The sequence below is a fragment of the Achromobacter sp. E1 genome (assembly GCF_037039475.1).
In the GTDB taxonomy this organism is placed as follows: domain Bacteria; phylum Pseudomonadota; class Gammaproteobacteria; order Burkholderiales; family Burkholderiaceae_B; genus Achromobacter; species Achromobacter mucicolens.
This window is the reverse complement of the sequence record NZ_CP146253.1, coordinates 589,643-616,143: the sequence shown is the minus strand read 5'-3', so window position 1 is coordinate 616,143 and position 26,501 is coordinate 589,643. Positions and strand designations below refer to the sequence as shown.

Annotated in this window: 22 protein-coding genes; 9 read left to right on the top strand and 13 right to left on the bottom strand. The window is 65.0% G+C overall.

Going from position 1 to position 26,501, the window contains the following annotated elements; translation table 11 throughout:
- The first annotated feature begins 272 nt into the window (after nucleotides 1-272).
- From V6V88_RS02740 to V6V88_RS02725, 4 genes are all read left to right on the top strand, one after another.
- Nucleotides 273-3,203 carry a ribonucleoside-diphosphate reductase subunit alpha gene (locus V6V88_RS02740; RefSeq protein WP_062841585.1) on the top strand — a complete coding sequence of 977 codons (2,931 nt, stop codon included), beginning with the start codon at nucleotides 273-275 and terminating at the stop codon, nucleotides 3,201-3,203.
- A gap of 20 nt (nucleotides 3,204-3,223) precedes the next feature.
- A complete protein-coding gene (locus V6V88_RS02735; RefSeq protein WP_056327816.1) occupies nucleotides 3,224-4,423 on the top strand; it encodes a ribonucleotide-diphosphate reductase subunit beta in 1,200 nt (399 codons plus the stop codon).
- Between the two features lie 350 nt (nucleotides 4,424-4,773).
- Nucleotides 4,774-5,487 (top strand): histone H1-like DNA-binding protein, encoded by a 714-nt coding sequence (locus tag V6V88_RS02730; RefSeq protein WP_338617662.1) that lies wholly within the window; start codon nucleotides 4,774-4,776, stop codon nucleotides 5,485-5,487.
- 188 nt (nucleotides 5,488-5,675) lie between these two features.
- Nucleotides 5,676-6,236, top strand: a complete 561-nt coding sequence (locus V6V88_RS02725; RefSeq protein ID WP_056327927.1) for a YggT family protein — start codon at nucleotides 5,676-5,678, stop codon at nucleotides 6,234-6,236.
- A 4-nt stretch (nucleotides 6,237-6,240) separates the two neighbouring features.
- Here the strand turns inward: V6V88_RS02725 and V6V88_RS02720 are convergent, their stop codons facing one another.
- The 13 genes from V6V88_RS02720 to V6V88_RS02660 form a co-directional block, all read right to left on the bottom strand.
- Complete coding sequence (locus V6V88_RS02720) at nucleotides 6,241-7,689, bottom strand: D-alanine--poly(phosphoribitol) ligase (RefSeq protein ID WP_062841583.1); 1,449 nt, start codon at nucleotides 7,687-7,689, stop codon at nucleotides 6,241-6,243.
- A 16-nt stretch (nucleotides 7,690-7,705) separates the two neighbouring features.
- Nucleotides 7,706-8,833, bottom strand: a complete 1,128-nt coding sequence (locus tag V6V88_RS02715; RefSeq protein WP_056327813.1) for an MBOAT family O-acyltransferase — start codon at nucleotides 8,831-8,833, stop codon at nucleotides 7,706-7,708.
- A 7-nt stretch (nucleotides 8,834-8,840) separates the two neighbouring features.
- Entirely contained in the window at nucleotides 8,841-9,014 is a 174-nt protein-coding gene (locus V6V88_RS02710) for a hypothetical protein (protein ID WP_128829895.1), read from the bottom strand.
- Complete coding sequence (locus V6V88_RS02705) at nucleotides 9,011-10,198, bottom strand: D-alanyl-lipoteichoic acid biosynthesis protein DltD (protein WP_280003019.1); 1,188 nt, start codon at nucleotides 10,196-10,198, stop codon at nucleotides 9,011-9,013. Before V6V88_RS02705 ends, V6V88_RS02710 begins: the two co-directional genes overlap by 4 nt.
- Nucleotides 10,176-10,415 (bottom strand): acyl carrier protein, encoded by a 240-nt coding sequence (locus tag V6V88_RS02700; RefSeq protein WP_008159625.1) that lies wholly within the window; start codon nucleotides 10,413-10,415, stop codon nucleotides 10,176-10,178. The genes V6V88_RS02705 and V6V88_RS02700 overlap by 23 nt, the downstream gene beginning before the upstream one ends.
- A gap of 406 nt (nucleotides 10,416-10,821) precedes the next feature.
- Nucleotides 10,822-11,325, bottom strand: a complete 504-nt coding sequence (locus V6V88_RS02695; RefSeq protein ID WP_056327811.1) for a glycine zipper 2TM domain-containing protein — start codon at nucleotides 11,323-11,325, stop codon at nucleotides 10,822-10,824.
- Nucleotides 11,326-11,530: 205 nt separating this feature from the next.
- The gene (locus V6V88_RS02690) at nucleotides 11,531-12,472 is read right to left on the bottom strand and encodes a carbohydrate kinase family protein (RefSeq protein WP_338617645.1); all 942 of its coding nucleotides are present in this window, start codon (nucleotides 12,470-12,472) and stop codon (nucleotides 11,531-11,533) included.
- Nucleotides 12,473-12,484: 12 nt separating this feature from the next.
- On the bottom strand, nucleotides 12,485-13,948 hold the full coding sequence (locus V6V88_RS02685; protein WP_338617642.1) for a DUF3426 domain-containing protein: 1,464 nt from the start codon (nucleotides 13,946-13,948) through the stop codon (nucleotides 12,485-12,487).
- Nucleotides 13,949-13,972: 24 nt separating this feature from the next.
- Nucleotides 13,973-14,905, bottom strand: a complete 933-nt coding sequence (prmA, locus tag V6V88_RS02680; protein WP_338617639.1) for a 50S ribosomal protein L11 methyltransferase — start codon at nucleotides 14,903-14,905, stop codon at nucleotides 13,973-13,975.
- Between the two features lie 111 nt (nucleotides 14,906-15,016).
- Nucleotides 15,017-16,363, bottom strand: a complete 1,347-nt coding sequence (gene accC / locus V6V88_RS02675) for an acetyl-CoA carboxylase biotin carboxylase subunit (RefSeq protein WP_056327807.1) — start codon at nucleotides 16,361-16,363, stop codon at nucleotides 15,017-15,019.
- A 9-nt stretch (nucleotides 16,364-16,372) separates the two neighbouring features.
- Nucleotides 16,373-16,828 (bottom strand): acetyl-CoA carboxylase biotin carboxyl carrier protein, encoded by a 456-nt coding sequence (gene accB, locus V6V88_RS02670; RefSeq protein WP_063951929.1) that lies wholly within the window; start codon nucleotides 16,826-16,828, stop codon nucleotides 16,373-16,375.
- A gap of 88 nt (nucleotides 16,829-16,916) precedes the next feature.
- Entirely contained in the window at nucleotides 16,917-17,351 is a 435-nt protein-coding gene (gene aroQ / locus V6V88_RS02665) for a type II 3-dehydroquinate dehydratase (protein ID WP_056327805.1), read from the bottom strand.
- An 89-nt stretch (nucleotides 17,352-17,440) separates the two neighbouring features.
- A complete protein-coding gene (locus V6V88_RS02660; protein ID WP_223574180.1) occupies nucleotides 17,441-17,974 on the bottom strand; it encodes a TlpA disulfide reductase family protein in 534 nt (177 codons plus the stop codon).
- 97 nt (nucleotides 17,975-18,071) lie between these two features.
- On the opposite strand from V6V88_RS02660, the gene mpl reads away from it, so the two are divergent.
- The 5 genes from mpl (at nucleotide 18,072) to V6V88_RS02635 (ending at nucleotide 26,460) form a co-directional block, all read left to right on the top strand.
- On the top strand, nucleotides 18,072-19,442 hold the full coding sequence (mpl, locus tag V6V88_RS02655; protein ID WP_338617634.1) for a UDP-N-acetylmuramate:L-alanyl-gamma-D-glutamyl-meso-diaminopimelate ligase: 1,371 nt from the start codon (nucleotides 18,072-18,074) through the stop codon (nucleotides 19,440-19,442).
- Nucleotides 19,443-19,552: 110 nt separating this feature from the next.
- A complete protein-coding gene (locus V6V88_RS02650) occupies nucleotides 19,553-20,152 on the top strand; it encodes a YqiA/YcfP family alpha/beta fold hydrolase (RefSeq protein ID WP_062841574.1) in 600 nt (199 codons plus the stop codon).
- A 75-nt stretch (nucleotides 20,153-20,227) separates the two neighbouring features.
- Nucleotides 20,228-22,123: a ribonuclease catalytic domain-containing protein gene (locus V6V88_RS02645; RefSeq protein WP_223574178.1), complete on the top strand. Its 1,896-nt coding sequence runs from the start codon at nucleotides 20,228-20,230 to the stop codon at nucleotides 22,121-22,123.
- 1,141 nt (nucleotides 22,124-23,264) lie between these two features.
- Nucleotides 23,265-23,936 (top strand): response regulator transcription factor, encoded by a 672-nt coding sequence (locus V6V88_RS02640; RefSeq protein ID WP_056327800.1) that lies wholly within the window; start codon nucleotides 23,265-23,267, stop codon nucleotides 23,934-23,936.
- Nucleotides 23,923-26,460, top strand: coding sequence for an extracellular solute-binding protein (locus V6V88_RS02635; RefSeq protein WP_280004186.1), 2,538 nt, complete (start codon nucleotides 23,923-23,925; stop codon nucleotides 26,458-26,460). Before V6V88_RS02640 ends, V6V88_RS02635 begins: the two co-directional genes overlap by 14 nt.
- Nucleotides 26,461-26,501: the final 41 nt, after the last annotated feature.

The following is a 26,501-nucleotide window of genomic DNA, read 5'->3' as shown; positions in this document are numbered from 1 at the left end:
CGCCTTGCGGGGCGCGCCTAGTGCATTTGGTTACAATCTTTTGTGGGATTCGTCTTATCTTCTTCTTGTCCCTGTAAACCTCGATCACTAGAATTAGTGGCTAACGAGGGGTGCTACACTACATCTTGTGGTCGCCTAAGCGCTGATTCCCGCCGGCCACGCCTTACGGACTAGCCTGTCCGGACGTTGCGACCCCCATTACAAGATCCAATTTTGACCAGACATGACGTCGTCATGTCTTCATCTACGCGCTTTTTCGCACAGGAGCTTCCATGCAGACTACGATCGCCTCTGTGACCCGGCCTTCGGCCGTGCCGCCCTCCCAAACCGATTCCCCCGCCGACGCCAACAGCGGCAAATGGGCCAGCTACAACATCATCCGCCGCAATGGCTCGGTGGTTGGCTTTGAGCCCAGCAAGATCGCCATCGCCATGACCAAGGCCTTCCTGGCCGTCAATGGCGGACAAGGCGCCGCGTCCGCGCGTGTGCGCGAACTGGTCGAAACGCTGACCGGCCAGGCCGTCAACGCACTGGTTCGCAACCGCCCCAACGGCGGCACCTTCCATATTGAAGACATCCAGGACCAGGTCGAACTGGCGCTGATGCGCTCGGGCGAGCATGACGTCGCGCGCGCCTATGTGCTGTACCGCGAAAAGCGCACGCAGGAACGCGCCGCCGCCGCTGCCGCCGAAGGCCAGCAAAAGGCTGACGCCGCGCCGCAGGAACACGTGCTGAACGTCACCGATGCCGGCGTGCGCCGCCCGCTGGACGTGGCCGAACTGCGCGCCACCATCGTCGCCGCCGGCGAAGGCCTGTCCGAGTTCATCGACGCCGAAGCCATCCTGAAGGAAACGGTCAAGAACCTGTACGACGGCATCCCCGTCGACGAAGTGTTCAAGTCCGCCATCCTGTCCGCGCGCGCGCTGGTCGAAAAGGATCCAGCCTACAGCCAGGTCACCGCCCGTCTGCTGCTGCACACGATCCGCAAGGAAGTGCTGGGCGAGGAAGTCTCGCAAGACGGCATGGCCACGCGCTACGCTGAATACTTCCCCACGTTCATCGCCCGCGGCATCGAAGGCGGCCTGCTGTCGCCCGAACTGGCCAGCTATGACCTGACCAAGCTGGGCAAGGCACTGAACGCCAAGCGCGATCTGCAATTCGGCTACCTCGGCCTGCAGACTCTGTACGACCGCTACTTCCTGCACATCCGCGGCACCCGCATCGAACTGCCGCAGGTCTTCTTCATGCGCGTGGCCATGGGCCTGGCGCTGCGCGAGAGCGACCGTGAAGCGCGCGCCATCGAGTTCTACGAGATCCTGTCCTCGTTCGACTTCATGAGCTCCACGCCCACGCTGTTCAACTCGGGCACGCTGCACTCGCAGCTGTCGTCGTGCTACCTGACCACCGTCTCGGACGACCTGGAAGGCATCTACGACGCCATCAAGGAAAACGCGCTGCTGGCCAAGTACGCCGGCGGCCTGGGCAACGACTGGACCCCAGTCCGCGCGCTGCGCAGCCACATCAAGGGCACCAACGGCGAAAGCCAGGGCGTCGTTCCGTTCCTGAAGGTCGTGAACGACACGGCCGTCGCCGTGAACCAGGGCGGCAAGCGCAAGGGTGCGGTCTGCACGTACCTCGAAACGTGGCACCTGGACATCGAAGAATTCCTGGAACTGCGCAAGAACACCGGCGACGAGCGCCGCCGCACGCACGACATGAACACGGCGAACTGGATTCCCGACCTGTTCATGAAGCGCGTCATGGAAGGCGGTGAATGGACGCTGTTCTCGCCGTCCGACTGCCCCGACCTGCACGACAAGTATGGCCGCGCGTTCGAAGAAGCCTACGTGGGCTACGAAGCGCGCGTCGCCAGCGGCGAACTGAAGCTCTTCAAGAAGATGCCGGCGCTGACGCTGTGGCGCAAGATGCTGTCGATGCTGTTCGAAACCGGCCACCCGTGGATCACGTTCAAGGATCCGTGCAACATCCGTTCGCCGCAGCAGCACGTGGGCGTCGTCCACAGTTCGAACCTGTGCACCGAGATCACGCTGAACACCAACGAATCCGAAATCGCAGTTTGCAACCTGGGTTCCGTGAACCTGGTCGCACACATGAAGCCGGCTGCCGGCGGCGGTTTCGAACTGGACCACGACAAGATCAAGCGCACGGTCAGCATCGCCATGCGCATGCTCGACAACGTGATCGACATCAACTACTACGCCGTCGACAAGGCCCGCAATTCCAACGCGCGCCATCGTCCGGTGGGCATGGGCATCATGGGCTTCCAGGACTGCCTGCAGATGATGCGCGTGCCCTACGCATCGCAAGCCGCTGTTGAATTCGCGGACCGCTCGATGGAAGCGGTGTGCTATCACGCCTACTTCGCGTCGAGCCTGCTCGCCGAAGAACGTGGCCGCTATCAATCGTATGAAGGTTCGCTGTGGTCGCGTGGCATCTTGCCGCAAGACACGTTGAAGATGCTGCGTGATGAACGTGGTGGTCACGTTGACGTTGATGAATCGAGCACGCTCGATTGGGATACGTTGCGTACGCGCATCAAAGAACATGGCATGCGCAACTCCAATTGCATCGCAATCGCCCCAACCGCCACTATTTCCAATATCATTGGCGTATCTGCGTGCATCGAACCCACTTTCCAGAACTTGTACGTCAAATCGAATCTCTCCGGCGAGTTCACGGTCGTTAACGATTACCTCGTGCGTGACCTGAAGAAACTCGGTCTCTGGGACGAAGTCATGGTCGCCGACCTCAAGTACTTCGACGGCAGCCTGTCCCGCATCGATCGCGTACCTTCCGAACTCCGCGAACTCTACGCCACCGCGTTCGAAGTCGAACCGCGCTGGCTGGTTGAATGCGCGTCGCGCCGCCAGAAGTGGATCGATCAAGCCCAGTCGTTGAACATCTACATGGCTGGCGCATCGGGCAAGAAACTGGACGACACCTACAAGCTGGCATGGACGCGTGGCCTGAAGACCACGTACTACCTGCGCACCCTTGGCGCCACCAGCGCCGAGAAGTCCACGGGACGCGGCGGCGAACTGAACGCCGTCAGCGCGGGCAATCCGTCCACCGCCAACGCCGTTGCCGCAGCACCTGTTTTGCCGGAACCCGAAGTTCTCGGGGCGGTTTGCACCATGCGGCCGGGCGACCCCGGCTTCGAAGAGTGCGAAGCCTGCCAATAACCGCCTCCGGAGAATGAATCATGATTAATTGGGACGACGACACCACCGCCACGCAACCTGCACAACCTGCCGCGCCCGCGGCGGGCGGTCAGGCTGCCCCGGAAGTCCGGGCGGCGACCGGTGTGTTCGGCGACACCGCCATGCCCACGCCGGCCGCGCCTCAGCACGCAGCCGGTCTGGCTGCCAGCGGCGCGGCAACCTCGCAGCGCGTCAAGGTTGCCGACAAGCGCATCATCAATGGCCAGACCGACGTCAACCAGCTTGTGCCTTTCAAGTACAAGTGGGCGTGGGAAAAATACCTGGCCACTTGCGCCAACCATTGGATGCCGCAAGAGATCAACATGTCGCGCGACATCGCCCTCTGGAAGAACCCGAACGGGCTCACCGAGGACGAGCGCCGCATCGTCAAGCGCAACCTCGGCTTCTTCGTGACCGCCGATTCGCTGGCCGCCAACAACATCGTGCTGGGCACCTACCGCCACATCACGGCCCCCGAATGCCGCCAGTTCCTGCTGCGCCAGGCATTCGAGGAAGCCATTCACACGCACGCCTATCAATACATCGTCGAAAGCCTGGACCTGGACGAAGCCGAGATCTTCAACGCTTACAACGAAGTGCCGTCCATCCGGGCAAAAGACGAGTTCCTGATCCCGTTCATCGACGCGATCGCTGATCCCAACTTCAAGACGGGCACGCCCGAAGCCGACCAGACGCTGCTCAAGTCCCTGATCGTCTTCGCTTGCCTCATGGAAGGCCTGTTCTTCTACGTTGGCTTCACGCAGATCCTGGCGCTTGGCCGCCAGAACAAGATGACCGGCGCTGCCGAGCAGTACATGTACATCCTTCGCGATGAATCCATGCACTGCAACTTCGGCATCGATCTGATCAACACCGTCAAACTGGAAAATCCGCATCTCTGGACGCCGGAATTCCGCGAAGAAATTCGAGAACTCTTCCGCAAAGCGGTCGAACTCGAATACGCTTACGCCGAAGACACGATGCCGCGCGGCGTGTTGGGCTTGAACGCACCCATGTTCAAATCCTACCTGCGCTTCATCGCCAACCGTCGTTGCCAGCAGATCGGTATCGAACCTCTGTACCCTCAGGAAGAAAACCCCTTCCCGTGGATGGCGGAAATGATCGACCTTAAGAAGGAACGCAACTTTTTTGAAACTCGCGTGATCGAATACCAAACCGGTGGCACGCTGAGCTGGGAGTAACGCAGTACGCCATCGAGCCCGGCGCGGGCACGCCCTTCTCTTTTCGATGGGCGTCGCGTTCGCGACAGGCTTGATGGCAAGCTCCTTGGTCAGGGTGTCTTCGAACACGTAGAACAAGCGGTCGGCGGCCTGTGAACAGGCCGCCTGCCGGCGCCATTTGAAATGGCTCGCGCCAAAGGGGCGGGGGCCATATCAAATGGCTGTGCCGAATTCATTAGCGCAAACCGTAGTAGCTGTTGCTCGCACAGAACAGCGGCATGCGCCGATGAATAGCCCGGGCACGGTCCGCCGATTGGCGGGTCGGGGCACGGGTTTAAGTTCTGGGACCCCTGAACCTAAGGAGCATGACCATGGCAACAGCCAAGAAAGCCGTCAAGAAAGCAGCGGTGAAAAAACCCGCCGCCAAGAAGGCAGCAGCAAAGAAGGCCGCTCCGGCCAAGAAAGCTGCCGTCAAGAAAGTTGCAGTGAAGAAAGTCGCGGCCGCCAAAAAGCCGGCCGTGAAGAAGGTTGCCGCCAAGAAGGCTCCCGCCGCCAAGAAAGCGGTTGCCAAGAAGGCCGTCGCGAAGAAGGCCCCGGCCGCCAAGAAGGCTGTCGCTAAGAAGGCTGTCGCCAAGAAGGCCGTTGCCAAGAAGGCAGTCGCCAAGAAGGCCGTCGCCAAGAAAGCCGTAGCCAAGAAGGCCGTTGCGAAGAAGGCCGTAGCCAAGAAGGCTGTTGCCAAGAAGGCAGTCGCCAAGAAGGCCGTAGCCAAGAAGGCGCCCGCCGCCAAGAAGGCTGTTGCCAAGAAGGCTGCCGCCAAGAAGGCCCCGGCCGCCAAAAAGGCTGTTGCCAAGAAGGCCGTAGCCAAGAAGGCCCCGGCTGCCAAGAAGGCGCCCGCCGCCAAGAAGGCTCCCGCTTCCAAGCCGGCTGTTGCCGCCAAGAAGCCTGCCGCCGCGAAGAAGCCCGCTGCGAAGAAAGCCGCTCCGAAGAAGCCCGCCACGCCGCCCACCACGGCTGCTGCCCCGGGCGCGAAGACCGCGCTGAACCCCGCCGCGTCGTGGCCCTTCCCGACGGGTGGCCGTCCTTAATCCGGACGCGCCGAAGCGTTAGCTTCATCAGAGCCGCCTGGTTTGCACCGGGCGGCTTTTTTAATGTCTGCGCGTCATGCCATCCAAATGGCTGACCCCTGCACCGGGCCCGATGCACTAGGACCGTACGCAATTTTTACGTCTGGCCGTGCGACAATTGATTCCTCTTTTTTGGGGTGATCGCGTCCATGCTCGGTGAAATCTTCCGCTTCCTTCTCGAAATCGTGTTCACGCTGTTTGGCGCGGCGCTGATTGCCCGCGCCTGGATGCACGCGATACGACTGCACCCCTTCAACCCGTTGGCGCGCGCGATCTACGGAGCCACCAACTGGCTGGTGCTGCCGCTGCGCAAGATCATTCCCGCAGGCAACAAGATCGATTGGACCAGCCTGGTGTGCGCGTGGTTGTCGGCGCTGGTCTATCTAGTCCTGCTGTGGCTGGTGGCCATTGGCGCGCTGATCCCCGCCGCGCTGCTGCCCGCCGCGATGGGCTCGGCCCTCATCATGACGGCAAAGTGGGCGCTGAATCTGGTGGTCTGGCTCACGCTGATCCAGGCCGTGCTGTCGTGGGTCAACCCGATGGCGCCGATGATGCCGCTGCTGCAATCGCTGACCGCGCCGCTGCTCGATCCCATCCGCCGCATCCTGCCGCGCACCTCGATCGACTTCTCGCCGCTGATCCTCTTGATCGCGGCCCAGATCCTGCTGATGGTCCTGGCTCGCCTGAGCTACGGCATGATGGGCGTGTGATCGCCTACACGGGAATCGCGCTGTAGATCTCGATCAGTTTCTTGCGGTCGATCTTGTGGTTGTTCGACATGGGCAGCGCCGGGCAGGCGACCAGTTCGGACGGCACCATGTAGGGCGGCAGGCGCTCGGCCAGCCGCTCCTTCCAGCCGGACAGGGCCTGCGGCGCCAGCAGCGCGGCTTGCTCACCCGCTGCTTCCGAGCCCGTCACGAAACCAATCAGCCGCACCGCCGTGCCATCGGGACGGCGCAGCACGGCGCAGGCGCTAGCCTCCACGCCCGGTAGCCCATGCAGGGCTTCGTCGATTTCCGCCAGCTCGATGCGGTAGCCGTTGAGCTTGATCTGGTCGTCCATGCGGCCGCGGCAGAACAGCAGCCCGCCCTCTTCCATCAGCCCCAGGTCGCCGGTGCGGAACGCGCGGCGGCCGTCGTCGTAGGTATAGAGCTTGGCCGCGTTCAGGTCGGCGCGGTTAAGGTAGCCGCGCATCACGTGGTCGCCCACGATGCAGATCTCGCCCTCGTCCACCAGCAGCACGCTGTCCGGTTTGGCGTGGCCGACCGGCAGCGGGTCATGCGCCGCCAGCACGGCGTCGGTGACTTCGATCCAGGTGGTGGCCACCGTGGCTTCGGTCGGACCGTAGGTGTTCAGGATGGACGCATCCGGAAAACGCTGGCGCAGCTTTTTCGCCAGCGCCGCCGGCAGGGGCTCGCCACAGAATAGGAACGTGCGCAGCGTGGGCAGCGTCGCCGGAGAGAAGTCTCGGTTGGCCAGCTGCTGATGCGCGAACGACGGCGTGGACACCCACACCGTGATGCCGTGGGCGGCCAGCCGGGCCATCCAGGGACCGGGCGCGGCAATCTGGTCGCGCGCGTTGAGCACGCAGCTTCCGCCCGACGCCAGGGTGGCAAAGACCTCGTACATGGACAGGTCGAAACTGAAGGGCGCCTGGTTCATGAACACGGGCGCCTCGCCCAGGCCAAAGCTGCCGAGCATCCAGTCGCCAAGCAGGCCGACGCTTTCGCGGCCGATCTGCACGCCCTTGGGGTCGCCCGTGCTGCCCGAAGTGAACATCACGTAGGCCAGGCCGCGTTCTTCCAGCATGGCGCCCTCGCCCGCCGTGAAGCTGCCGGCCGCAGCATCGAACACGGCGGCCGCTTGCACGATCTCCACGATGCGGCGCAGGCGCTCAGGCGGATAGATGGTGTCCACCGGCACGAACGGCGCGCCGATCAGCAGCGCGCCGACCATGGCGACAAAAAAGGCGGCTTCCTTGTGGCCGTAGATCGCCACGGGCACATCGGGCGCCACGCCGTGCTTGCGCGCGGCGTCGGCCCAGGCGTGCGCCTCGGTGCGCAACTGGGCCCACGTCAGGCTGCGGTCGGCGGCGGCAACCGCCAGCGCGTCGGGCGCGCGCCCTTCGTCGGCGAACTGGAAGGACTTCAGATCGAAACGCATGCCGTCACTCCCGGCGTCAGATAGGGCTGCGGCCGCTGAACACGTACAGCGCCAGCGCGGCCAGAATCAGGGTGAGCACGCGCCCCAGAAAGCGCATGACGGGCTTGGCCAGCGCGGCTTGCAATGCAGGCCGGGTGCGCGCTGCATTGATCAGCAGGTTGTGCCCCACCGAATACAGGCCGAACATCAGGCCGCTGACGATGTAATGCAGCGACAGTCCGTTCCACACCCCCATCGCCAGCAGGGTCGCGAAAATGCCGATGTTCTGCGCCGCCAGGCGGTGACGGCCAAAGAAGCTGGTCTTGCTCAGCGCCTTGTAGATCGGCATGAACACGACATCGCGCAGCCATTCGGACAGGCTGATGTGCCAGCGCCGCCAGAAATCCTGCGGGTTGAGCGTGGCCAGCGGATTGCGGAAGTTGATCGGCAGCGTGAAGCCGAACAGCATCCCGATCCCGATCGCCATCGTCGAATAGCCGGCAAAGTCGAAGAACAGGTACGCGCTGTAGAGCGAGGCATTGAGCGCCACGCCCGTGAACGAATAATCGTGCGCGTCGAGCGTGGCCAGTCCGTAGCGCCAGATCAGCTCGGCCAGGCCGAATTTCTGAATGACGCCCACCATGATGAGTTCCAGCCCGATCAGCCACGTGTTCAGGTTGACCCCTTCGTAGCCGCGCTTCAGATCGGCCTGGAAGGCGCGCCAGCGGTACATGGGCCCCGCCAGCAGCGTCAGCGGGAAGAACAGATAGATGAAATAGTCGAGCGGCGAGACGCGTTCGTTGCGCGGCGCGAACAGCAGCACGTCGATGGCGCGGAACGTGGCAAAGGACAGCCCGAGCATCGCGCCCAGGTGCGAAACCCCGGTCTTGACCAGCAGCAACGGCGTCATCGTGATGATGACGGCGAGCCAGGTGGGGATGTAGTTGCGGCGCATTGCCCACAGCGCGCCGCCGGAAATGGCCAAGAGCGCAATGGGTTGATAGGGCCGCGCCCAGAACACCGCCATCCAGACGCCCAGGCAGATGACGCCGATGATGTGGCGGTACCCGATGTGCAGCGGCATGCCGGACGAGCGGTATGCGACGAGGCCAAGGCCGCCAAACAGCGCGCCGCCAAAGAAGCTCAAGCTAGCAAAGAGTTCCATGGTGCGCTCAGAACTGCTGGTATTGGAATTCGACCTTGATCGGTCCGCCGCTGCCCGTCGTGGGCTGCGCCTGCAGCACGAACACGAGGATCACGCCCACGTACAGGCACAGATGCCAGAAGAAGCGGCGCGCCCAGGGCGCGCCCGCATTGCGGGCTTCGTCTTTACGAAAGAATTTCATCGGGAAAAATACTCCGCAATGCCTTGATCGGCCATGGCCCAGCCGAGTTCGGCCAGGTGCATGTCGTCGCGCAGCATCCCCGGCTCGAAGGGAATGCTGTAGAGATCCAGGCACCCCATCTGATAGCGGGTGCACATGCCGGTGATGGCGGCCACCACGGGGTCGAACCGTTCGACGTCCAGGATGAGCTTGGGGTTGAACGGCTGGATGACGAAGTACGCCTTGACCTTGCGCTTTTGCAGCAAGGCCATCACACGCGACAGGTCGCCCAGCTCGGTGCGCGTGATCGGATCGACATCCGCGAACTCGTTGCGCGCCGGCGAATACAGCGGCGCCAGATATTGCTGGTAGTAGTCGTCGCGCACATCGTAGGGATTGTTGCCGCCCAGGGTGCGTTCGACCTCGCGCGCTTCGTGCGTGATCCGGGACCACTGCCCGGCATTCAGGCGGGCGGACATCGGCCACGACACGTACCGGTGCGCGGGCACCGACAACTTGCTGCGCGGCTTGTCGGGCGCCGGTTCCTTGCGGGCTTGCCACCACAACGCCAGCTTGTCCTTCAGCTCGGAGACCTGGCCGTTGGCGATGAGCCACAGCAGGCCCCAGTTCGCGTTGTCGCTGATCCAGTTCTGCATCTGCTCGCGCGTGCTGGGCTGGTCCCACAGCCGGTCCCAGACCGGGCCGGTGACGTGCTCGGCAAATGCGCTGCGCGGCAATTGGCCGCCGGAGGCGAACCACGCAGGCGACAGCATGATGACCAGCCGCGTGTTGGGCGTAAGCGAATCGGCCACCGATTCCAGCACGCTGACGATGCCATACGACTGGAACATCGCATGGCCGTAAGCGAGCGTCGGCACCTTCAGCTCTTCCGGGAAAAAGCGGTAGGGGACGAAACGCAGGTCGTGGCTGGAGAGCTCCGAGGATCCCAGCACCACCAGCGTGCCGTCGCTCAGGGCATTGCCCAGACGGTTCAGGTTGACGTGCTGGGTGCCCCAGTCGGGGCCCAGGTTGGGCAGGTAATTGCTCTTGTTGGCCGCCAGGGCCGAGGGCGAGGACGCCGGGTTGACGACGCGGCTGAGCAGGTCATCCGCGCCGCAATACGTGCCTACCGCCAACGCCACCGCCGTCGCTGCCGCAGCGACGTGCGACAGGAACCGGGTATTACGAAGTATGGGCAGCGACATAGCCGGCAAGCACGCGGACCGACTGAAGGTGCTCTGCGATTTCGGGAGCCGGAATGCTGCAGCCGTACTCGGACTCGACCGCGAGCGTGATGTCCACGGCGGCGAGCGAATCGACCAGGCCGGTGGCAATCAGTTGCGTGTCGGGGGTGACTTTCTTCATGACGATCGACTCGACGATCTCGCCGATCTTGGTGTGGAGTTCTTGCTCGGTGTGCATAGATCTTGCAGCGTAACGTTGCCTGTTCGGCAAACCATCCCCCGCCCCGGGATTTCAGGCGCTGAGGATACAGAAAACAGCTGAAACCAAACTGAAAAATTCCAGCCAGCCAGAACGGCCGCCGGATGCACGTGGTTACATTAAATCCGGACTGCCGCGCCGTCGCAATCATTGCACTTCGGCCGTCGAATCGCCATGAAACTTATGGTGGAAATGGCGAGAAAAGGCTGGGAAAGGTAACGTTCGCGGGTAAATCCGGGGGGCCGCGTTGTGGGCGAGCGACATATTTTTACGTGACGGCCTCCTGCTGCATTTGACCCTGATTCCAGGCGGCGGCCGCCGCCATGAAAAAAAGCCCGCTTGCGCGGGCTTTTCGTACAGCGACCTTTTCAATCGGTCGCGCGGATTACATCGGCGTGACGCGGGTCGGACCGGCGCCGCTGATGACCTGGACACGCTGGCCCACGCTGACGGGCACGTCGGCTTCCTGAGCGACGACACGCGTTTCGCCGTTGTCCAGGCGCACCGTGATCTCCAGGCCGGAGTTCGTCTGCGCGCGGTTTTCGACGGCGTTGCCGGCCAGGGCGCCGAGGATGACGCCGCCCACCGTGGCGATCGTGCGGCCCGTGCCGCCACCGATTGCGTTACCGGCCACACCGCCCAGCGCGCCGCCGGCCACCATGCCGACGCCGCTGGACTTGTCGTTCTGAATGACGATGGGACGCACGCCAGTGACCGTACCGGTGCGGACGATCTGTTCGCGCTGTGCTTGATCGTAGCTATAGACACCGCTGGATGCGCTGCGATTGGCGCAACCGCCAAGCACGGCCATCGACGTCACCACGGCCGCGACAGCCAACCAGCGGCCAGTGCGCGGCGTCACCAGGGAAATAGACTTTATATGATTCATTTGGACTCCTCATTCGGGCACGGCCGACGGTAACTGATGATACTCCGAGCGCAACGCCCGGCAAGTGCGCCAGCAACAGACTGAAACCCTCCGCCAGAAGCTGCAAAACGGGCCGGGAAACAACGGGCTACAGCCCGTTGCCATTGCGCATGGATTGGCCTTCGACCCGTGCTGCGTGCGCCGGTTCCCGGGAGTCCTTTTACGGTCAGGCGGGCAGATGGATGCCGTACGTGGCGTGCAGCACGGCGTCTATCTCGGCACGCGTGGGCGCGTGGTTTTGCGGGCCGCGCGAGGCGATCTTGATGGCGCCCATCACGTTGCCCAGACGGCAGCTGTCTTCCCAGTTCCAGCCGCTGGTCAGGCCATACAGCAGGCCGCCGCGCTGTGCGTCGCCGCAGCCCGTGGGATCGACCACCTGCGAGGCGCGCACCGGTTCGATCTGGATGGTCTTGCCTTCGGTGTGCAGCGTGGCGCCCTCGGCGCCGCGCGTCACGACGACGGCCTGCAGGGAACGTGCAATGTCCGCGACGCTGCGGCCGGTGCGCTGCTCGACCACGCCGGCTTCATAGTCGTTGACCGTGAGCGCCTGGGTCAGCTTGAGCATGCGCTCCAGGTCCGGGCCGTCAAAGAGCGGCATGGCCTGGCCCAGGTCGAAAATGAAGGGGATGCCGCGCTTGTTCAGGCGCTCGGCATGGGCAAACATGCCTTCCTTCGCATCCGGCGCGACGATGGCCCAGGCGGCGTCGGCGTCGCTCAGGTCGTTCTGCGCGGCAAAGGACATGGCGCCCGGGTGGAACGCGGTGATCTGGTTGTCGTCCAGGTCCGTCGTGATGAAGCACTGCGCAGTGAAGGTGTCGGGGATGACCTTGACGCGGCTGACGTCGACGCCCAGGTCCGACAGGCGCTGCATGTACTCGCCGGCGTCTTCGCCAACGGTGGCGACCGGCACGGGTTTGCCGCCCAGCAGGTTCATGTTGTAGGCGATGTTGCCCGAGCAGCCGCCGAACTCCTTGCGCATGCTGGGCACCAGGAACGACACGCTCAGCGACTGAATGCGGTCGGCAAGAATGTGTTCCTTGAAGCGTCCTTCGAACACCGCGATGGTGTCGAACGCCATCGAACCGCAGACCAGAACAGGGGTTGCCATGCTTGTCATCCTTTACGGAAAAAACTTGTCGAGTTGGTAGCCATTGACCTGAACGCCGGTCACTTCAATGGGGACGGAAATCTTCAGGGCGCCTTGCGGGCCGAACGGGCCGGCCAGCTGCTGCGGCGTGAGGTAGTCTTCGGGCATCAGCACCTTGCGCACGACCACCGTATCCGACAGGTCATTCAGTTCCAGCACCAGCGCCGGCCAATATTGCGGCTTGTCGTAGCGGTTGTGCAGCATCACGGTCAGCACCAGGCGGGTACGGCCATCGTCGATGGCGGCGGCGCCCGTTGGCGGCTGCAGCGACGACGAGGAAATGCTGATGAGATCGCGCCGGCGCGCGTAGCCGACGGTGCAGTCCAGCGGCTTGCAGACGGCTTCCAGGGCTGGGCGCAGCGCCGGCACGGAGTTGGCGATGTCGGTGCGATACGCGTACAGCAGTTGCAGCGCCAGTGCGATCAGGCCCACGAGGCAGGCGTAGCCCCACAGCTTGCGCACCAGGCCGCTGCGCTCGATGCGGTCCTGGTCCAGGAATTCGGGCGGCGCCCGGCCCACGTCCGTGGCGCTGGAGTAACGCGTGCGGGTGTCGCCCAGCACCGGCTCGTGCACGCCGGCATTCCGGTCGTCGTCTTGATCGTATTCGTCGTCGCGCTCGAGGTCCCGCACGTCGTCGTACGCGTCGTCGTAAGTGTCGTCGTGCCGGTCGTCGTGCCGGTCATCGCGCAGATCTTCGCGCGGATCGTTGTACAGGTTGTTGCGCTCGCCGGTTGATGCGCGGCCGGAGCGCCAATCCAGCGTCGGCTCGTCCGATCGGCGGGCAACGATGGGGTCTTGTCGATACGCCGGGAGCGGGTGCGCGGGCGCGGCGCGGGGTGGCTCGGGCGCGCGCAGGAACGGCTCGCCGTCATCGTCGGCGTAATCGTCGTCTTCGATGTCGTCGTCGGCGGCGGCTTGCGGCTCGGTGCGCTTGCGAATGTCATCGCGGCCACGCAGCACGGCGGGCGGAACCGCCGCCGCGGACGGCATCGTGGGTGCGGACCGGACCATGCGCGCGGGCGGCGCCTCGGGTTCGTCTTCCCAAGGCAGGACGATACGTGGCTCTTGGGGCTCGGACGCCTTGGGCGGCGCGACCGGCGCAACTACTGGCGCGGGCGGCTTGGGCGGCGCGGCTGCTGGCGCTCGCGCCGGGATGGCGGGCGGCGCGTAGGCGGGTTCAGGAATCGGGGCGGCGGGCGGGTGCGGCTCGGGCGCGGCCAGCACCGGCGCGGCGACGGCCGCGGCGGAAGACGGCAGCGGCGCACTGGCCGGCGCTGTCGCTACAACAGGCGCGCCCGGCGCGGACACCAGACACGCACGGCCGTCGAACACGGTGGAGCAGGCGCCGCAACGCACCAACCCATTGCGGACCCGAAGCTGGTCGGGCACCACCTTGAAAGACGTGCCGCACTGCGGGCAGCGGGTGGTCAGAGCCATGAGGCGTGCTCCTGCTGCCGCAGCTTAAGGCTTGCGGCCGTGCAGGCACACCCAGCCGTCGCGCGCACGCCAGACCGACATGGCAAGCCATGGCGCGTAAGCGGCGGCGACTTCCTCGGCCTGACGTTCTAGCACGCCCGACAGCACCAGATGGCCGCCCGCGGCGACGCGGCCGGCCAACATGGGCGCCAGCACCTTCAACGGATTGGACAGGATGTTGGCGACAACCACTTCGAACGTGCCGTCGGCCAGCGCATCGGGCAGCATGGCCTGCAGTTCGACCTTGTTGACCTCGGCGTTGAAGGCCGTGCTTTGCACCGCCTGCGCGTCGATGTCGACCGCCTGCGTGGGGCCAGCGCCCAGTTTGCGCGCGGCGATGGCCAGAATGCCCGATCCGCAGCCATAGTCCAGCACGGTCGCGCCGGCAGGCAGCTCGGCTTCCAGCCAGGCCAGGCACAGGTGCGTGGTCGGATGGCTGCCGGTGCCAAAGGCCAGACCCGGGTCCAGTTCGATATGGATGGCGCCGTCCTGGTCGGGCGCGGCCGCGGCGTCCAGGCCCGGCACGTCGGGATTGTCGCGATGCCAGCTGGGGACGATCCAGAGCCGCTCGGCAATGTGGATCGGGCCGAACTGCGATTGCGTCAGGCGCACCCAGTCGGCGTCCGGCACGTCGCGCAGGCTCCAGCCGTCAAAGACCGACGCTTCGAGCTCTCCGGATTGCGCGGCTTCTTCCATGATCTGCGCGGGATCGGCTCCGTCCGGCAGCAAGGCGACGACGCGGTTGCGGTCCCAGGCCTGGACGTCGGGCTCGGTGCCGGGCTCGCCGAACAGGGGACGCTCGACGTCGGTGCCGAAGTCGGCGTCTTCGACGGAGACCGACAGCACGCCGGCTTCGAGCAACGCATCCGACAACGCTTCGGCCTGCGCCTCCGAGCAATGGAGCACGAGTTCACGCATGATAATTTCTCTTCCATCTGGTCAACGGGCCGCGGCATGCGCCGCGGCCCGATCAACCTTAAAACATCTACAAGGCAAAACGCAAAAGGGGCCGTGAGGCCCCAAAGTCGGTCAGGGACGCTGCGCCAACTTGTGTTCCAGATAATGGATGCTGGTGCCGCCTTCGATGAAGCGGGCGTCCTGCAGCATTTCGCGATGCAGCGGGATGTTGGTGGAAATGCCTTCCACCACCATTTCCGACAGCGCGATGCGCATGCGGGCCAGCGCCTGGTCACGCGTGTCGCCGTAAGTAATGACCTTGGCGATCATCGAATCGTAGTTCGGCGGCACGAAATAGCCGTTGAACGCGTGCGAATCGATGCGAACGCCAGGACCGCCCGGCGTGTGCCAGTTCGTGATGCGGCCGGGGCTGGGCACGAAACGGAACGGATCTTCCGCGTTGATGCGGCATTCGATCGCATGGCCCTTGAACGCGATGTCGCGCTGGCGCAGCGTGAACTTTTCGCCGGCGGCGATCAGGATCTGCTGCTGCACCAGGTCGATGCCCGTGATCAGTTCGGTGACCGGGTGTTCGACCTGGATGCGGGTGTTCATTTCGATGAAATAGAACTCGCCGTTTTCATACAGGAATTCGAACGTGCCCGCGCCGCGATAGCCCATCTTGCGGCAGGCGTCGGCACAGCGATCGCCAATGCGCTCGATCAGGCGGCGGGCAATGCCGGGCGCCGGCGCTTCTTCGATCACTTTCTGGTGGCGGCGCTGCATGGAGCAGTCGCGCTCGCCCAGCCAGACCGCATTGCGGCCGCCGTCGGCCAGCACCTGGATTTCGATATGGCGCGGGTTCTCGAGGAACTTCTCCATATAGACTTCCGGGTTGTTGAACGCGGCGCCTGCCTCGGAACGCGTCATCGTGACGGCATTGAGCAGCGCGGCCTCGGTGTACACCACGCGCATGCCGCGGCCACCGCCGCCGCCTGCGGCCTTGATGATGACCGGATAGCCGACTTCGCGCGCAGTGCGCAGGATTTCCTGCGGATCTTCGGGCAACGCGCCTTCCGAACCCGGCACCACCGGCACGCCGGCTTCGATCATGGCGCGCTTGGCGCTGACCTTGTCGCCCATCAGGCGGATCGTGTCCGGACGCGGGCCGATGAACACGAAGCCGCTCTTCTCGACGCGATCGGCGAAGTCGGCATTTTCGGACAAGAACCCGTAACCCGGGTGGATTGCCTCGGAATCCGTGACTTCGGCGGCCGAGATGATGGCCGGCATGTTCAGGTAGCTTTCACGCGACGGCGCGGGCCCGATGCACACGGATTCATCGGCAAGGCGCACGTACTTGGCTTCGCGGTCGGCCTCGGAGTGGACGACCACGGTCTTGATGCCCAGCTCGCGGCAGGCGCGCTGAATGCGCAGGGCGATTTCGCCCCGATTGGCGATCAGGATTTTTTCGAACATGTTCAGCTATCAGCCAATGACGAAGAGGGGTTGACCGTACTCGACGGGCTCACCGTTTTCGACCAGGATTTCTTTGATGACGCCGGCCTTGTCGGCTTCGATTTCATTGAGCAGCTTCATGGCTTCAATGATGCACAGCGGGTCGCCTTCCTTGACGGTGGCGCCGACGTCGACGAACGGGGCGGCGCCCGGGTTCGGCGAACGGTAGAACGTGCCGACCATCGGGGCCTTCACGACGTGGCCTTGAATGACCGGGGCAGCGGGCGCGGCCGGTGCGGCGGCGGGCGCGGCGGCAGCCACGGGCGCGGCGGGCACGCCGGCTTCGGGCTGGTGGTAGGCCACCGGCTGCAGGGTCTGCGAGAACTTGACGATTCTGACCTTGCCTTCGCCTTCGGTGATTTCCAGCTCGGCGATGCCCGATTCAGCCACCAGGTCGATCAGGGTTTTGAGTTTTCGAAGATCCATAGAAGCTGCTTCCCGAGATAGTGTCGGCGTCGCCCCAGCGTCGGGTTCGCGCCGTATAAGATGTAAAAGCGTTGAATTTGGTGCGAGATCAGTGCCGCACTGCGTATCGCAGCGCGGCCTCGTAGCCGTCCGCGCCCAGGCCGCTGATCAGGCCCTGCGCCAAGTCGGACAGATAAGAGTGATGCCTGAACGGCTCTCGCTTATACAGATTGGACAAATGTACTTCAATAAATGGGATCGCGACCCCGGCCAGCGCATCGCGAATTGCGACGCTGGTGTGCGTGTATGCCGCTGCGTTGATGATGATGAAGTCCGTGCCGTCCTGCCGTGCCGCCTGAATGCGGTCAACCAGCGCACCTTCGTGATTGCTTTGCCACGCAGTCAGCGTGGCGCCCAATTCGCCCGCGAGCAACTCGAGACGCTCATTGATCTGGGCCAGGGTAAGACTGCCGTAGATATGAGGTTCCCGGGTGCCAAGCAGGTTCAGGTTCGGGCCATGCAATACCAGTATGTTTTGCGCCATGCGCGTGCCAAATTGTGGATTGCCAATTGTTGGCAAAACAGCCGATAAACCAGCTTTTTACGCCAATTCCTACTATTTGTCCAACAGACTTACGCCTTCAGGGCCGCCAGCGTGCGATCCAGGTCATCGGGCTGGACTTCACCCAATATCTTCCGGTTAATGCTGCCATCTGCGTTGAAAACGATAGTAAAAGGCAAGCCCCCGCTGGGATTTCCCAATTTACGCAGGGTATCGATGGCGCCAGCGCCAATCACCCATAGCGGGTACGAAACCTGTACTTTCTCGACAAATTTTTGCATGTTGGCTGCAGTATCGACACCGAAGCCGACAAAGCGCACATGCGGGTATTTTTTCTGCAAGGCATCCAGCGCGGGCATTTCCTTTACGCACGGCGCGCACCACGTGGCCCAGAAATTGACCACGATGGGCTGCCCCTTCCAGCCGTCCAGCGAATGCGAAGCGCCGGCCAGATCGGGCAGCTTCATCTGCTTCAGGGCGGCCACCGGATCGCCGGCGTCGGCTGGCGCCGCGGCGTCCTGGGACTTGCGTCCCATCAGCGTGTAGCCGCCCGCGACAGTCGCGGCCACGGCCACGGCGGCGGAAAGAAGTAGGCGTCGATTCATGGCGCGATGATAACCGTTGCGGCCGTTTTACGCCGCACCGGCACGGCGCCGGCTTGTCGCGGCGCTATATATACAATGCAGGGCAGGAGATTTATCAATGCACCTGCACATTCTTGGCATCTGCGGCACCTTCATGGGCGGGCTGGCGCTGATCGCGCGCGCCGCCGGCCACAAAGTCACGGGTTGCGACGCGGGCGTGTACCCGCCGATGAGCACCCAGCTTTCCGAACAGGGGATCGAACTGATCGAAGGCTTCGGCGCGGAACAATTGGCGCTCAAGCCGGACCTCTACGTCATCGGCAACGTGGTCAGCCGCGGCAATCCGCTGATGGAAGCCATTCTGGAATCCGGGGCGCGCTACGTGTCGGGTCCGCAATGGCTGGGCGACAACATCCTGCCGGGCGCGCATGTGCTGGCCGTCGCCGGCACGCATGGCAAGACCACCACCAGCTCGATGCTGGCCTGGGTGCTGGAAGCCGCGGGCCTGGCGCCCAACTTCCTGATCGGCGGCGTGGCGCAGGACCTGCACGTTTCCGCCCGCTACGATCCGGCACGCCGCCCATTCGTGATCGAAGCCGACGAATACGACACGGCATTCTTCGACAAGCGGTCAAAGTTCGTCCACTACCGCCCCCGGACCGCCGTCCTGAACAACCTGGAATACGATCACGCCGACATCTTCCCCGATCTGGCTGCCATCGAAACCCAGTTCCACCACCTGGTGCGCACGATCCCCGGGTCGGGCCGCATCGTCCGGCCAACGCACTCGGACGCCCTGGATCGCGTGATTGCGCGAGGATGCTGGTCCGATACCGTCACGTTCGGGGCCGACGGCCATTGGCAGGCCTCGCCGCCCGACGCGGACGGCGCCTTTGAAGTCACCCGCGCCGGCGAGCTTGCGGGCACGGTGCGCTGGACGCTGACGGGCGAACATAACCGCATGAACGCGCTGGCCGCCCTGGCCGCCGCCGAGCACGTCGGCGTGCCGGCCGAACAGGGCATCGACGCCCTCACCCGCTTCGGTGGCGTCAAGCGCCGCATGGAACTGCGCGGGACGGTCAACGGCATCAAGGTCTATGACGACTTTGCCCATCACCCCACCGCCATCGCCACCACCCTTGAAGGTTTGCGCCGCCAGATTGGCGCCGCGCGCATCCTGGCCGTGCTGGAGCCGCGTTCCAATACCATGAAGCTGGGCACCATGGCCGCCCGTCTGCCCGAGGCCCTGGCAGACGCCGACCTGGTGTTCTGCTTTGGCGCCAACGAGGGCAAGCATGCGCTGGGCTGGAACCCGGACGAGGTGCTCGCGCCCCTGGGCGGCCGGGCTTCCAGTTACGATGACATCGGTGCGCTCGTGGCCGCAGTCGCCGGCGCCGCCCGCCCGGGCGACCAGGTGCTGGTCATGAGCAATGGCGGCTTTGGCGGCATTCATGGCAAGCTGCTGGACGCGCTGCAGGCGCGCGGCTGAATCCGCCGCCGGCCGATCGCGCGGGTCCAGCCGGAACTGGCAGGCCCGCCCGACCGGCTCCAAGGCCGACTACGGGCGGCCTCCCGCAACGCAGACGGAAACAGCAAGCAATGATTCTCTATCTACACGGTTTCCGGTCGTCGCCTGATTCCTTCAAGGCGCGCATGATGGCGGGCGCCATGGCCGAGCGCGGCCTGAACGAGGCCTGGGCCTGCCCGCAACTGCCCGCCAGCCCGCGGGAAGCGATCGACCTGGCCATGGGCATGGCGCGCGACCGGCTGGCGAACGCCGCCGCGCCGCGCGACTTGACCGTCATCGGCTCGTCGCTGGGCGGTTTCTATGCCACCTGGATCGCCGAGCAGCTGGGCTGCAAGGCCGTGCTGCTGAACCCTGCCGTCAACGCCGCGCGCGACCTTGCCACCCAGGTCGGCGAGCACCACATGTATCATTCCGGCGCGCCGTTCGTTTTTTTGCCCGAGTATGTGGCTGAACTGGCCGCCATCCATGCGCCGCGCATCACGCAGCCCGACCGGTATTTCCTGGTCGCCGCAACGGGCGACGAAGTGCTGGACTGGCGCGAAATGCGCGACCGGTACGCAGGCTGCCGCCAGCGTATCGTGCAAGGCAGCGACCACGGCCTGTCCGATTTCGCGGACTGGATGCCCGAAGTGCTTGAGTTCGCCCTAGGCGGCAAGCCGGTACGCCCTTGATAATCAATATCGACTTTCAACACCCCTAAAGCTGCGCAAGGCGGCGCAAGGCCGCCGCCCAGGACGATCCCCACCATGTATGTGTTTTACGAAGACGACGGCAGCTTCAAGGCCGGCCATATCCTGTCCGAGACCGACGCCAGCCTGCAGGTGGAGTCGGAATCGGGCAAGCGCAGCAAAATCAAGCGCGCCAACACCCTGTTCAACTTCGCCTCGCCGGACCCGGCGGCCCTGATGAGCCAGGCGGCCGCCACGGCCGAGACGCTGGACCTGCAATTCCTGTGGGAATGCGCGCCGCAGGAAGAATTCGACTCGCCCGCCCTGGCCGCCGATTACTTCGGCCACGCCCCCACGCCCGTCGAACAGGCCGCGCTACTGATGCGCCTGCACGGCGCGCCGGCTTACTTCCATCGCCGCGGCAAGGGCCGCTACCGCCCTGCCCCGCCCGACATCCTGGCCGCCGCGCTGGCCGCGCTGGAAAAGAAGCAGCGTCAGGCCGAGCAGCAGCAGGAATGGGTCGACGAAATGGCCGCCGGCCGTCTGCCCGAGCCGATCGCGCAGGCCGCCGAATCGCTGCTGATCCGCCCGGACAAGAACTCGCAGCAATGGAAGGCGCTGGACGCCGCATGCGCCAAGCTGGGCAAGACCCCGGACCGCCTGCTGCTCGAACTGGGCGCCTGGCCGCACGCGCTCGCGCTGCACAAGCGCCGCTTCCTGGCCGTCAACTTCCCGCGCGGACTGGCCTTCCCCGACGTGGAACTGCCCCCCATCGACCGCGAACTGCCGCTGGCCGATGCCGAGATCTACTCCGTGGACGACGTCACCACCACGGAAATCGACGATGCGCTGTCGGTCTCGACCCTGCCGGACGGCCGCGTGCGCGTCGGCATCCACGTCGCCGCGCCGGGCCTGTCCGTCACCCGCGACAGCGAACTGGACAAGCTGGCCCGCGCCCGCCTGTCCACCGTCTACATGCCCGGCGACAAGATCCCGATGCAGCCGGACAGCGTCATCCAGGCGTTCTCCCTGGACGCCGGCCGCGAAGTGCCCGCGTTGTCGCTGTACGTCATCGCCAATTCCGAAACCGGCGAAGTCATCGAATCGGAAACCCGCCTGGAACGCATCGTCGTGCGCGAAAACCTGCGCCACAACATGCTGGACACCCAGGTCACCGAGGCAAGCCTCGCGGACCCGGCGGCCGATCTGCCCTACGGACACTGGCTGCGTCCGCTCTGGAAGCTGGCCCAGGCCTTGTCGGCGCAACGTGAAAATGTGCGCGGCAAGCCGGAAAACAACTCCCGGGTCGAATACAGCTTCTATCTGGACGGCAACCCCGACGATCCCGACACGCCCGTACGCCTGGTCCCGCGCCAGCGCAACGCGCCGCTGGACCGCATGGTCGCCGAGTACATGATCCTGGCCAACAACCTGTGGGGCGGCCTGCTGAACCAGCACGGCGTGCCCGGCATCTACCGCTCGCAACAAGCGGGCCGCGTGCGCATGAGCACGCAGGCGCTGCCGCACGAAGCCATCGGCGTCCCGCAATACGCGTGGAGCACGTCGCCGCTGCGCCGCTATGTCGACCTGGTCAACCAGTGGCAGCTGATCGCCGCGGTGGAACACGGCGTATCCGCCCGCCTGATCGCCCCCTTCAAGCCGCGCGACGCGGACCTGTTCGCCATCATCGGCGCCTTCGACGCGCAATACGCCGCCTGGGCCGAGTTCCAGAGCGCAATGGAACGCTACTGGTGCCTGCGCTGGCTGAAACAGAACGGCGTGACGCGGACGGTGGCGCATGTGCTGCGCGAGGATCTCGTGCGGTTTGCGAATGCGCCGCTGGTGACTCGGGTGGGTGGGATGCCTGAGTTTGAGCGGGGGACGGCTGTTGAAGTGGATATTCTGGGGATGGATGAGTTGTCTCTGGAGTTGGATTGTCGGTTTGTGGGCGAAGTTAAAGGGGAATCTGCGTAGGTCGCGGTTGGTTTTCGTCGGTCGCGTAACGTCTTCGTAGGCCGCATACCGTCTTCGTAGGTCGCATACCGTCTTCGTAGGTCGCATACCGTCTTCGTAGGTCGCATACCGTCTTCGTAGGTCGCCCGACGCCGCGGTCACCGTGGGCACGATCGCCCACGATTGCGGTCCGGAGCCTTCGCTCCGGACTGCCCCGTCGTCATCTTCGTCCGCCTTCGGCTCCCTTCAGATTCCCTCGGGCGCATCGACGGCGCTCGCACCCACGGTGCCCGCGACGCCGTGCTGCCAGGGTCTTTGGTTTGCGCGCTACAAGACCTGTGGTCGGGGAAGGGAATTTGCGGGGCCGCCGAATTGCTGCCGCCCGGGCGGCGGCAATCGGCATCGGGTCGGTGGGACGTCGCGAGGGGGTGCGCTTCGCGCTGGCGGTGATTGGTTTGCTAATGGTCCGCCTCACGTTGGGGGTGGGCGGTGATGGGCGGCGCGGCGACGGGTTGCCACAGCTTGCCGATCTGTTCGCGCCGCCCATCGGGCACTTGAGTTCAAGTGACGATTAGCGGCGACTGGTGCCGTTATCGCGCGGGTGCTGACCACTATCGCAAAGGTGTCTGACACCCCTGAAGCGCTCCTTCAAGCTTGAAGGCCGTCTATACGGGTGTCAGACACCTGGTGAGATGCACGCACCTACGCGCGAAGCGTCATCACCACGCCGCAAGACGCCGCGTAAGTCTCCGGAGGCCGCCCGCGCGGCCGAACGGAGACGGGCAACGCAAGATGCTTCTAGCCAGAAAGTCTCTGCACAAAAATGCCAAGCACGCCGACCACCCCGCCGGCCGTCAGATTTCTATTGCTCGAGTCCGGTGCGGTGGCGGCCCGGGGTGCGCGGGGCGTCGATAAGCCCGAGGGAATCTGAAGGGAGCCGAAGGCGGACGAAGATGACGACGGGGGGGGCCGCCTAGGCAAGTCCGGAGCGAAGGCTCCGGACCGCAATCGTGGCCCCGCGCGCCCCGGGTCGCCGCCGTGCCGGACCCCTCAAGAACTCAACCCTCAACCGACAGAAGCCCTCCCAGCACCACCAACACCCCCGCGCATCAACGCCCCCCGTTAAACTTCCGATAAAAAAGCACAACGGAGGAGAAGAACCATGCGCATTCTGCTGGTCGAGGACAATCTCGATCTTGGCGATGCCGTTGAGAGCAAGCTGCGTTCGGCGGGTCATAGTGTGCAGTGGGTGCGTGATGGCGTGCAGGCGTTGCGTTGGGGGTTGGATGAGACCTGGGACGCACTCGTGCTGGATATCAATTTGCCCGGCAAGGATGGATTCACGCTTATCCGAGAGTTGCGGGCGGCGGGTCTTGAGGCGCCTGTGCTCGTCATGACCGCGCGCGCCGAGATCGAAGACAAGATCGACATGCTGGATCTGGGCGCCGATGACTACTTGGTCAAGCCGTTCGATCTGCGCGAGCTGGAGGCCCGGTTGCGCGCCTTGTTGCGGCGGCCTGCGGGGCAGACCACCAGTGTGGCGCATTACGGCAATCTCAGTCTGGATCTGGCGAATCGGCATGTCGAACTGGCCGGCACGCCGCTGGAGTTGGGGCGGCGGGAATTCCGGTTGCTTGAGATCCTGGTCGGCAAGCTGGGCCAGACCGTTGCCAAGGAACGCCTTATGAACCAGATCTTCGATCTGGACGACGGCTCGCTCAATGCGCTTGAGCTGCTTATCTCGCGGCTTCGCAAAAAGCTTGCGGGTGCGTCCGTGGATATCGTCACCGTGCGGGGCGTCGGGTATCAGGCCCGCAGCCATGAACATCCCTGAAAGCTTTTCCATCCGGCAGCGCGTATTCACGTTGGGCGCGGTGCTGCTCGCCTGCGCGCTCATCGGACTCGTGTTCTTTTTGCGCGGCTATGCCCAGCGCGCCGCCGAGCAGGCGTTTGACCGGCTGCTCGCGGCCTCGGCGCTGACCATTGCCGGGTCCGTCCAGATCGAAGACAACGAAGTCACCGTCGAGCCGCCCGTGTCCTCGCTGGCCATGCTGTCCGGCGGCGAGCGTGTGTTCTATGAAGCGCGCACTTCAAACGGCAGGCTCATCACCGGGTACGGCGACCTTGCGCCCGGCCTGCCCCTCGCGCAGTCGGCCACGCCCGTTTTCACTTATCTGAGCTATCACGACGAACCCATTCGGGTCGCGACCGTTGGCCGCCTGGTCTCGGCCAGCCAGCACGCCGGCTGGGTCACCTTGCGTGTCGCCGAGACGCTGGGCTCGCGCGAGGCGCTGGCCGGCGAGATTCTTGGGCGCAGCGTGCTGCCGCTGGTCGTCGTGTCCCTGGTCGCGCTGGGCCTGTTGTGGTTTGGCGTGCAACGCGCCTTCGCGCCGCTTGCCGTCGTCGAACGCGAACTGCGGCGGCGCGCGCCGGATGACCTGGAGCCGCTCGTCAAACCCGTCCCGCGCGAAGTGCGGCGGTTGATCGAAGCGCTCAACGGCTTCATGCAGCGGTTGTCCGGGGCCATGGACACGCTTAACACCCTGGTCGCCGATGCCGCGCACCAGGTCCGCACGCCCCTTGCCTCGCTGCGCGCGCAAGCCGAGGTAGCGCTGGACGAGACCGATCCCCAGCGCCTGCATGTCCGGCTCGAACGCATCCATCTGAACGCCACCCACGCCAGCCAGCTCATCAACCAGCTGCTCATGGACGCCACCATCACCCACCGGCTCGGCAAGGGCGCCCGCGCGTTGGTCGGCGTGGCTGAAACCGTCAACGAAACGCGCCGCCGCATTGGTCCGTTGGAGGCGCAGCGGCTGCGCATCGCCATTGCGCCCGAAGTGCGCCGCGCGCGCATCGCCGGCGATCGCATCGCGCTGCGCGAAATGCTGCGCAACCTGGTCGACAATGCCCTGCGCTACGCGCCGGACGGGCCGGTTGAGATCCAGGCCACGCCCGTTGCCGGCTATCGCGTCGCGCTCACTGTCTCGGACCGCGGTCCCGGCGTGGCCGACGACGAGAAGGAATCGGTGCAGCAACGTTTCTCGCGCGGCCGCGCCGGGGAAACGCTGCCCGGATCCGGACTGGGACTGGCGATCGTGCGGTCCGTCGCTGTCGCCCACGGCGGGTCGCTGTGGCTGCTGGACCGGCCCGGCGGCGGCCTGACGGCCCGCGTCGTCCTGCCGCTGGCGCGTGCCGGAGCCAACCGCACGCTGATGGCAGCCGCCGCCGCGGTCTGCGCCGCCTGCCTGCTGCTGGCCGCGCCGTCCGCCGACGTGCGGGCCGCGGGCGTCGAGGTGACCGGGGCGGCAGCCCCGCCCGCCGCACCGCAGGTTGCCGGCATCCCCGAGATCATCACCCGCTATCCCGCGCCCCAACCGTCCTCGCGCGTCCTCACCATCGCCGGACCCACGGACACGCCCGTCGTCGCCCCGCTGATCCAGGGGTTCCAGTCGCATCGCCCCGACGTCAGCGTCGTGTACCGCGAAATGGGCAGCCGCGAGCTCTACGAAGCCGCCATCGAGGGGCGATTGAAGGATGTGGACGTCCTCATGAGTTCCGCGTCGGACCTGCAGATCCGGCTTGCCAACGATGGCTATGCGCTGAGCTATGCCTCGCCCTACGCCGCGCGGCTTCCGTCGTGGGCCATATGGCGGCACGAGGTCTACGGCTTCACGTTCGAGCCCGCCGTCGTCGTCTACAACCCCAAGCGTTTCGCAGAGGCTGAAGTGCCGCGCTCGCGCCAGGACCTGCTGCGCCTGCTGGAGCAGGATCCGTTGCGCCTGCGCGGACGCATCGGCACCTACGACATTGCCGCCAGCAGCGTGGGCTATCTGCTGGCCGAACAGGATGAGCTCGTCTCGTCCAACTTCTGGGGGCTGGCCAACGCCATGGGCCAGGCCGGCGTGCGGCTGGCGGCCACCAGCGCCGAGATCCTGGACGCCATCGAGCGCGACGAACTCGACATCGGCTACAACGTCCTTGGCTCTTACGCGCTGTCGCGCCAGGCTGCGGGCCGGCCCATCGGCGTAGTGTTTCCGCAGGACTACGTGCTGGTGCTGGCGCGCTCGGTGCTCATCGCGCGCACCGCCCCCAATCCCGACCTAGGCCGCGCCCTGGTCGACTGGCTGCTGTCGCCCGCCGGCCAGCAGGTGGCATCCAGCCATGCCGCGCTGGGGTCCATCATGGAAGACACGCCGGGACGGTGGACCTCGGAGGCCGTGCTGGCGCGGTCGCAGGGCATCGTGCAGCCCGTGGTACTGAGCCCCGCGCTGCTCGTCGGCCTGGACCAGCGTCGCCATTCCCGGTTCGTGCAGAACTGGATCCGGCTCGTCACCGACACGCCGCAGCGCCCGTAACCCCGCGCGCAGGCGCAGTCGTGGCCCAGGGATTTCCCCTA

Bases quoted from the DNA above. Each gene is read 5' to 3' on its own strand.
- accC (WP_056327807.1), bottom strand. From the start codon at position 16,363: ATGTTCGAAAAAATCCTGATCGCCAATCGGGGCGAAATCGCCCTGCGC.
- V6V88_RS02695 (WP_056327811.1), bottom strand. From the start codon at position 11,325: ATGAATCATATAAAGTCTATTTCCCTGGTGACGCCGCGCACTGGCCGC.
- V6V88_RS02705 (WP_280003019.1), bottom strand. From the start codon at position 10,198: ATGTCGCTGCCCATACTTCGTAATACCCGGTTCCTGTCGCACGTCGCT.
- V6V88_RS02710 (WP_128829895.1), bottom strand. From the start codon at position 9,014: ATGAAATTCTTTCGTAAAGACGAAGCCCGCAATGCGGGCGCGCCCTGG.
- V6V88_RS02645 (WP_223574178.1), top strand. From the start codon at position 20,228: ATGTATGTGTTTTACGAAGACGACGGCAGCTTCAAGGCCGGCCATATC.
- V6V88_RS02730 (WP_338617662.1), top strand. From the start codon at position 4,774: ATGGCAACAGCCAAGAAAGCCGTCAAGAAAGCAGCGGTGAAAAAACCC.
- V6V88_RS02700 (WP_008159625.1), bottom strand. From the start codon at position 10,415: ATGCACACCGAGCAAGAACTCCACACCAAGATCGGCGAGATCGTCGAG.
- accB (WP_063951929.1), bottom strand. From the start codon at position 16,828: ATGGATCTTCGAAAACTCAAAACCCTGATCGACCTGGTGGCTGAATCG.
- V6V88_RS02685 (WP_338617642.1), bottom strand. From the start codon at position 13,948: ATGGCTCTGACCACCCGCTGCCCGCAGTGCGGCACGTCTTTCAAGGTG.
- prmA (WP_338617639.1), bottom strand. From the start codon at position 14,905: ATGCGTGAACTCGTGCTCCATTGCTCGGAGGCGCAGGCCGAAGCGTTG.
- aroQ (WP_056327805.1), bottom strand. From the start codon at position 17,351: ATGGCGCAAAACATACTGGTATTGCATGGCCCGAACCTGAACCTGCTT.
- V6V88_RS02640 (WP_056327800.1), top strand. From the start codon at position 23,265: ATGCGCATTCTGCTGGTCGAGGACAATCTCGATCTTGGCGATGCCGTT.
- V6V88_RS02715 (WP_056327813.1), bottom strand. From the start codon at position 8,833: ATGGAACTCTTTGCTAGCTTGAGCTTCTTTGGCGGCGCGCTGTTTGGC.
- V6V88_RS02725 (WP_056327927.1), top strand. From the start codon at position 5,676: ATGCTCGGTGAAATCTTCCGCTTCCTTCTCGAAATCGTGTTCACGCTG.
- V6V88_RS02660 (WP_223574180.1), bottom strand. From the start codon at position 17,974: ATGAATCGACGCCTACTTCTTTCCGCCGCCGTGGCCGTGGCCGCGACT.
- V6V88_RS02635 (WP_280004186.1), top strand. From the start codon at position 23,923: ATGAACATCCCTGAAAGCTTTTCCATCCGGCAGCGCGTATTCACGTTG.
- V6V88_RS02735 (WP_056327816.1), top strand. From the start codon at position 3,224: ATGATTAATTGGGACGACGACACCACCGCCACGCAACCTGCACAACCT.
- V6V88_RS02720 (WP_062841583.1), bottom strand. From the start codon at position 7,689: ATGCGTTTCGATCTGAAGTCCTTCCAGTTCGCCGACGAAGGGCGCGCG.
- mpl (WP_338617634.1), top strand. From the start codon at position 18,072: ATGCACCTGCACATTCTTGGCATCTGCGGCACCTTCATGGGCGGGCTG.
- V6V88_RS02650 (WP_062841574.1), top strand. From the start codon at position 19,553: ATGATTCTCTATCTACACGGTTTCCGGTCGTCGCCTGATTCCTTCAAG.
- V6V88_RS02690 (WP_338617645.1), bottom strand. From the start codon at position 12,472: ATGGCAACCCCTGTTCTGGTCTGCGGTTCGATGGCGTTCGACACCATC.
- V6V88_RS02740 (WP_062841585.1), top strand. From the start codon at position 273: ATGCAGACTACGATCGCCTCTGTGACCCGGCCTTCGGCCGTGCCGCCC.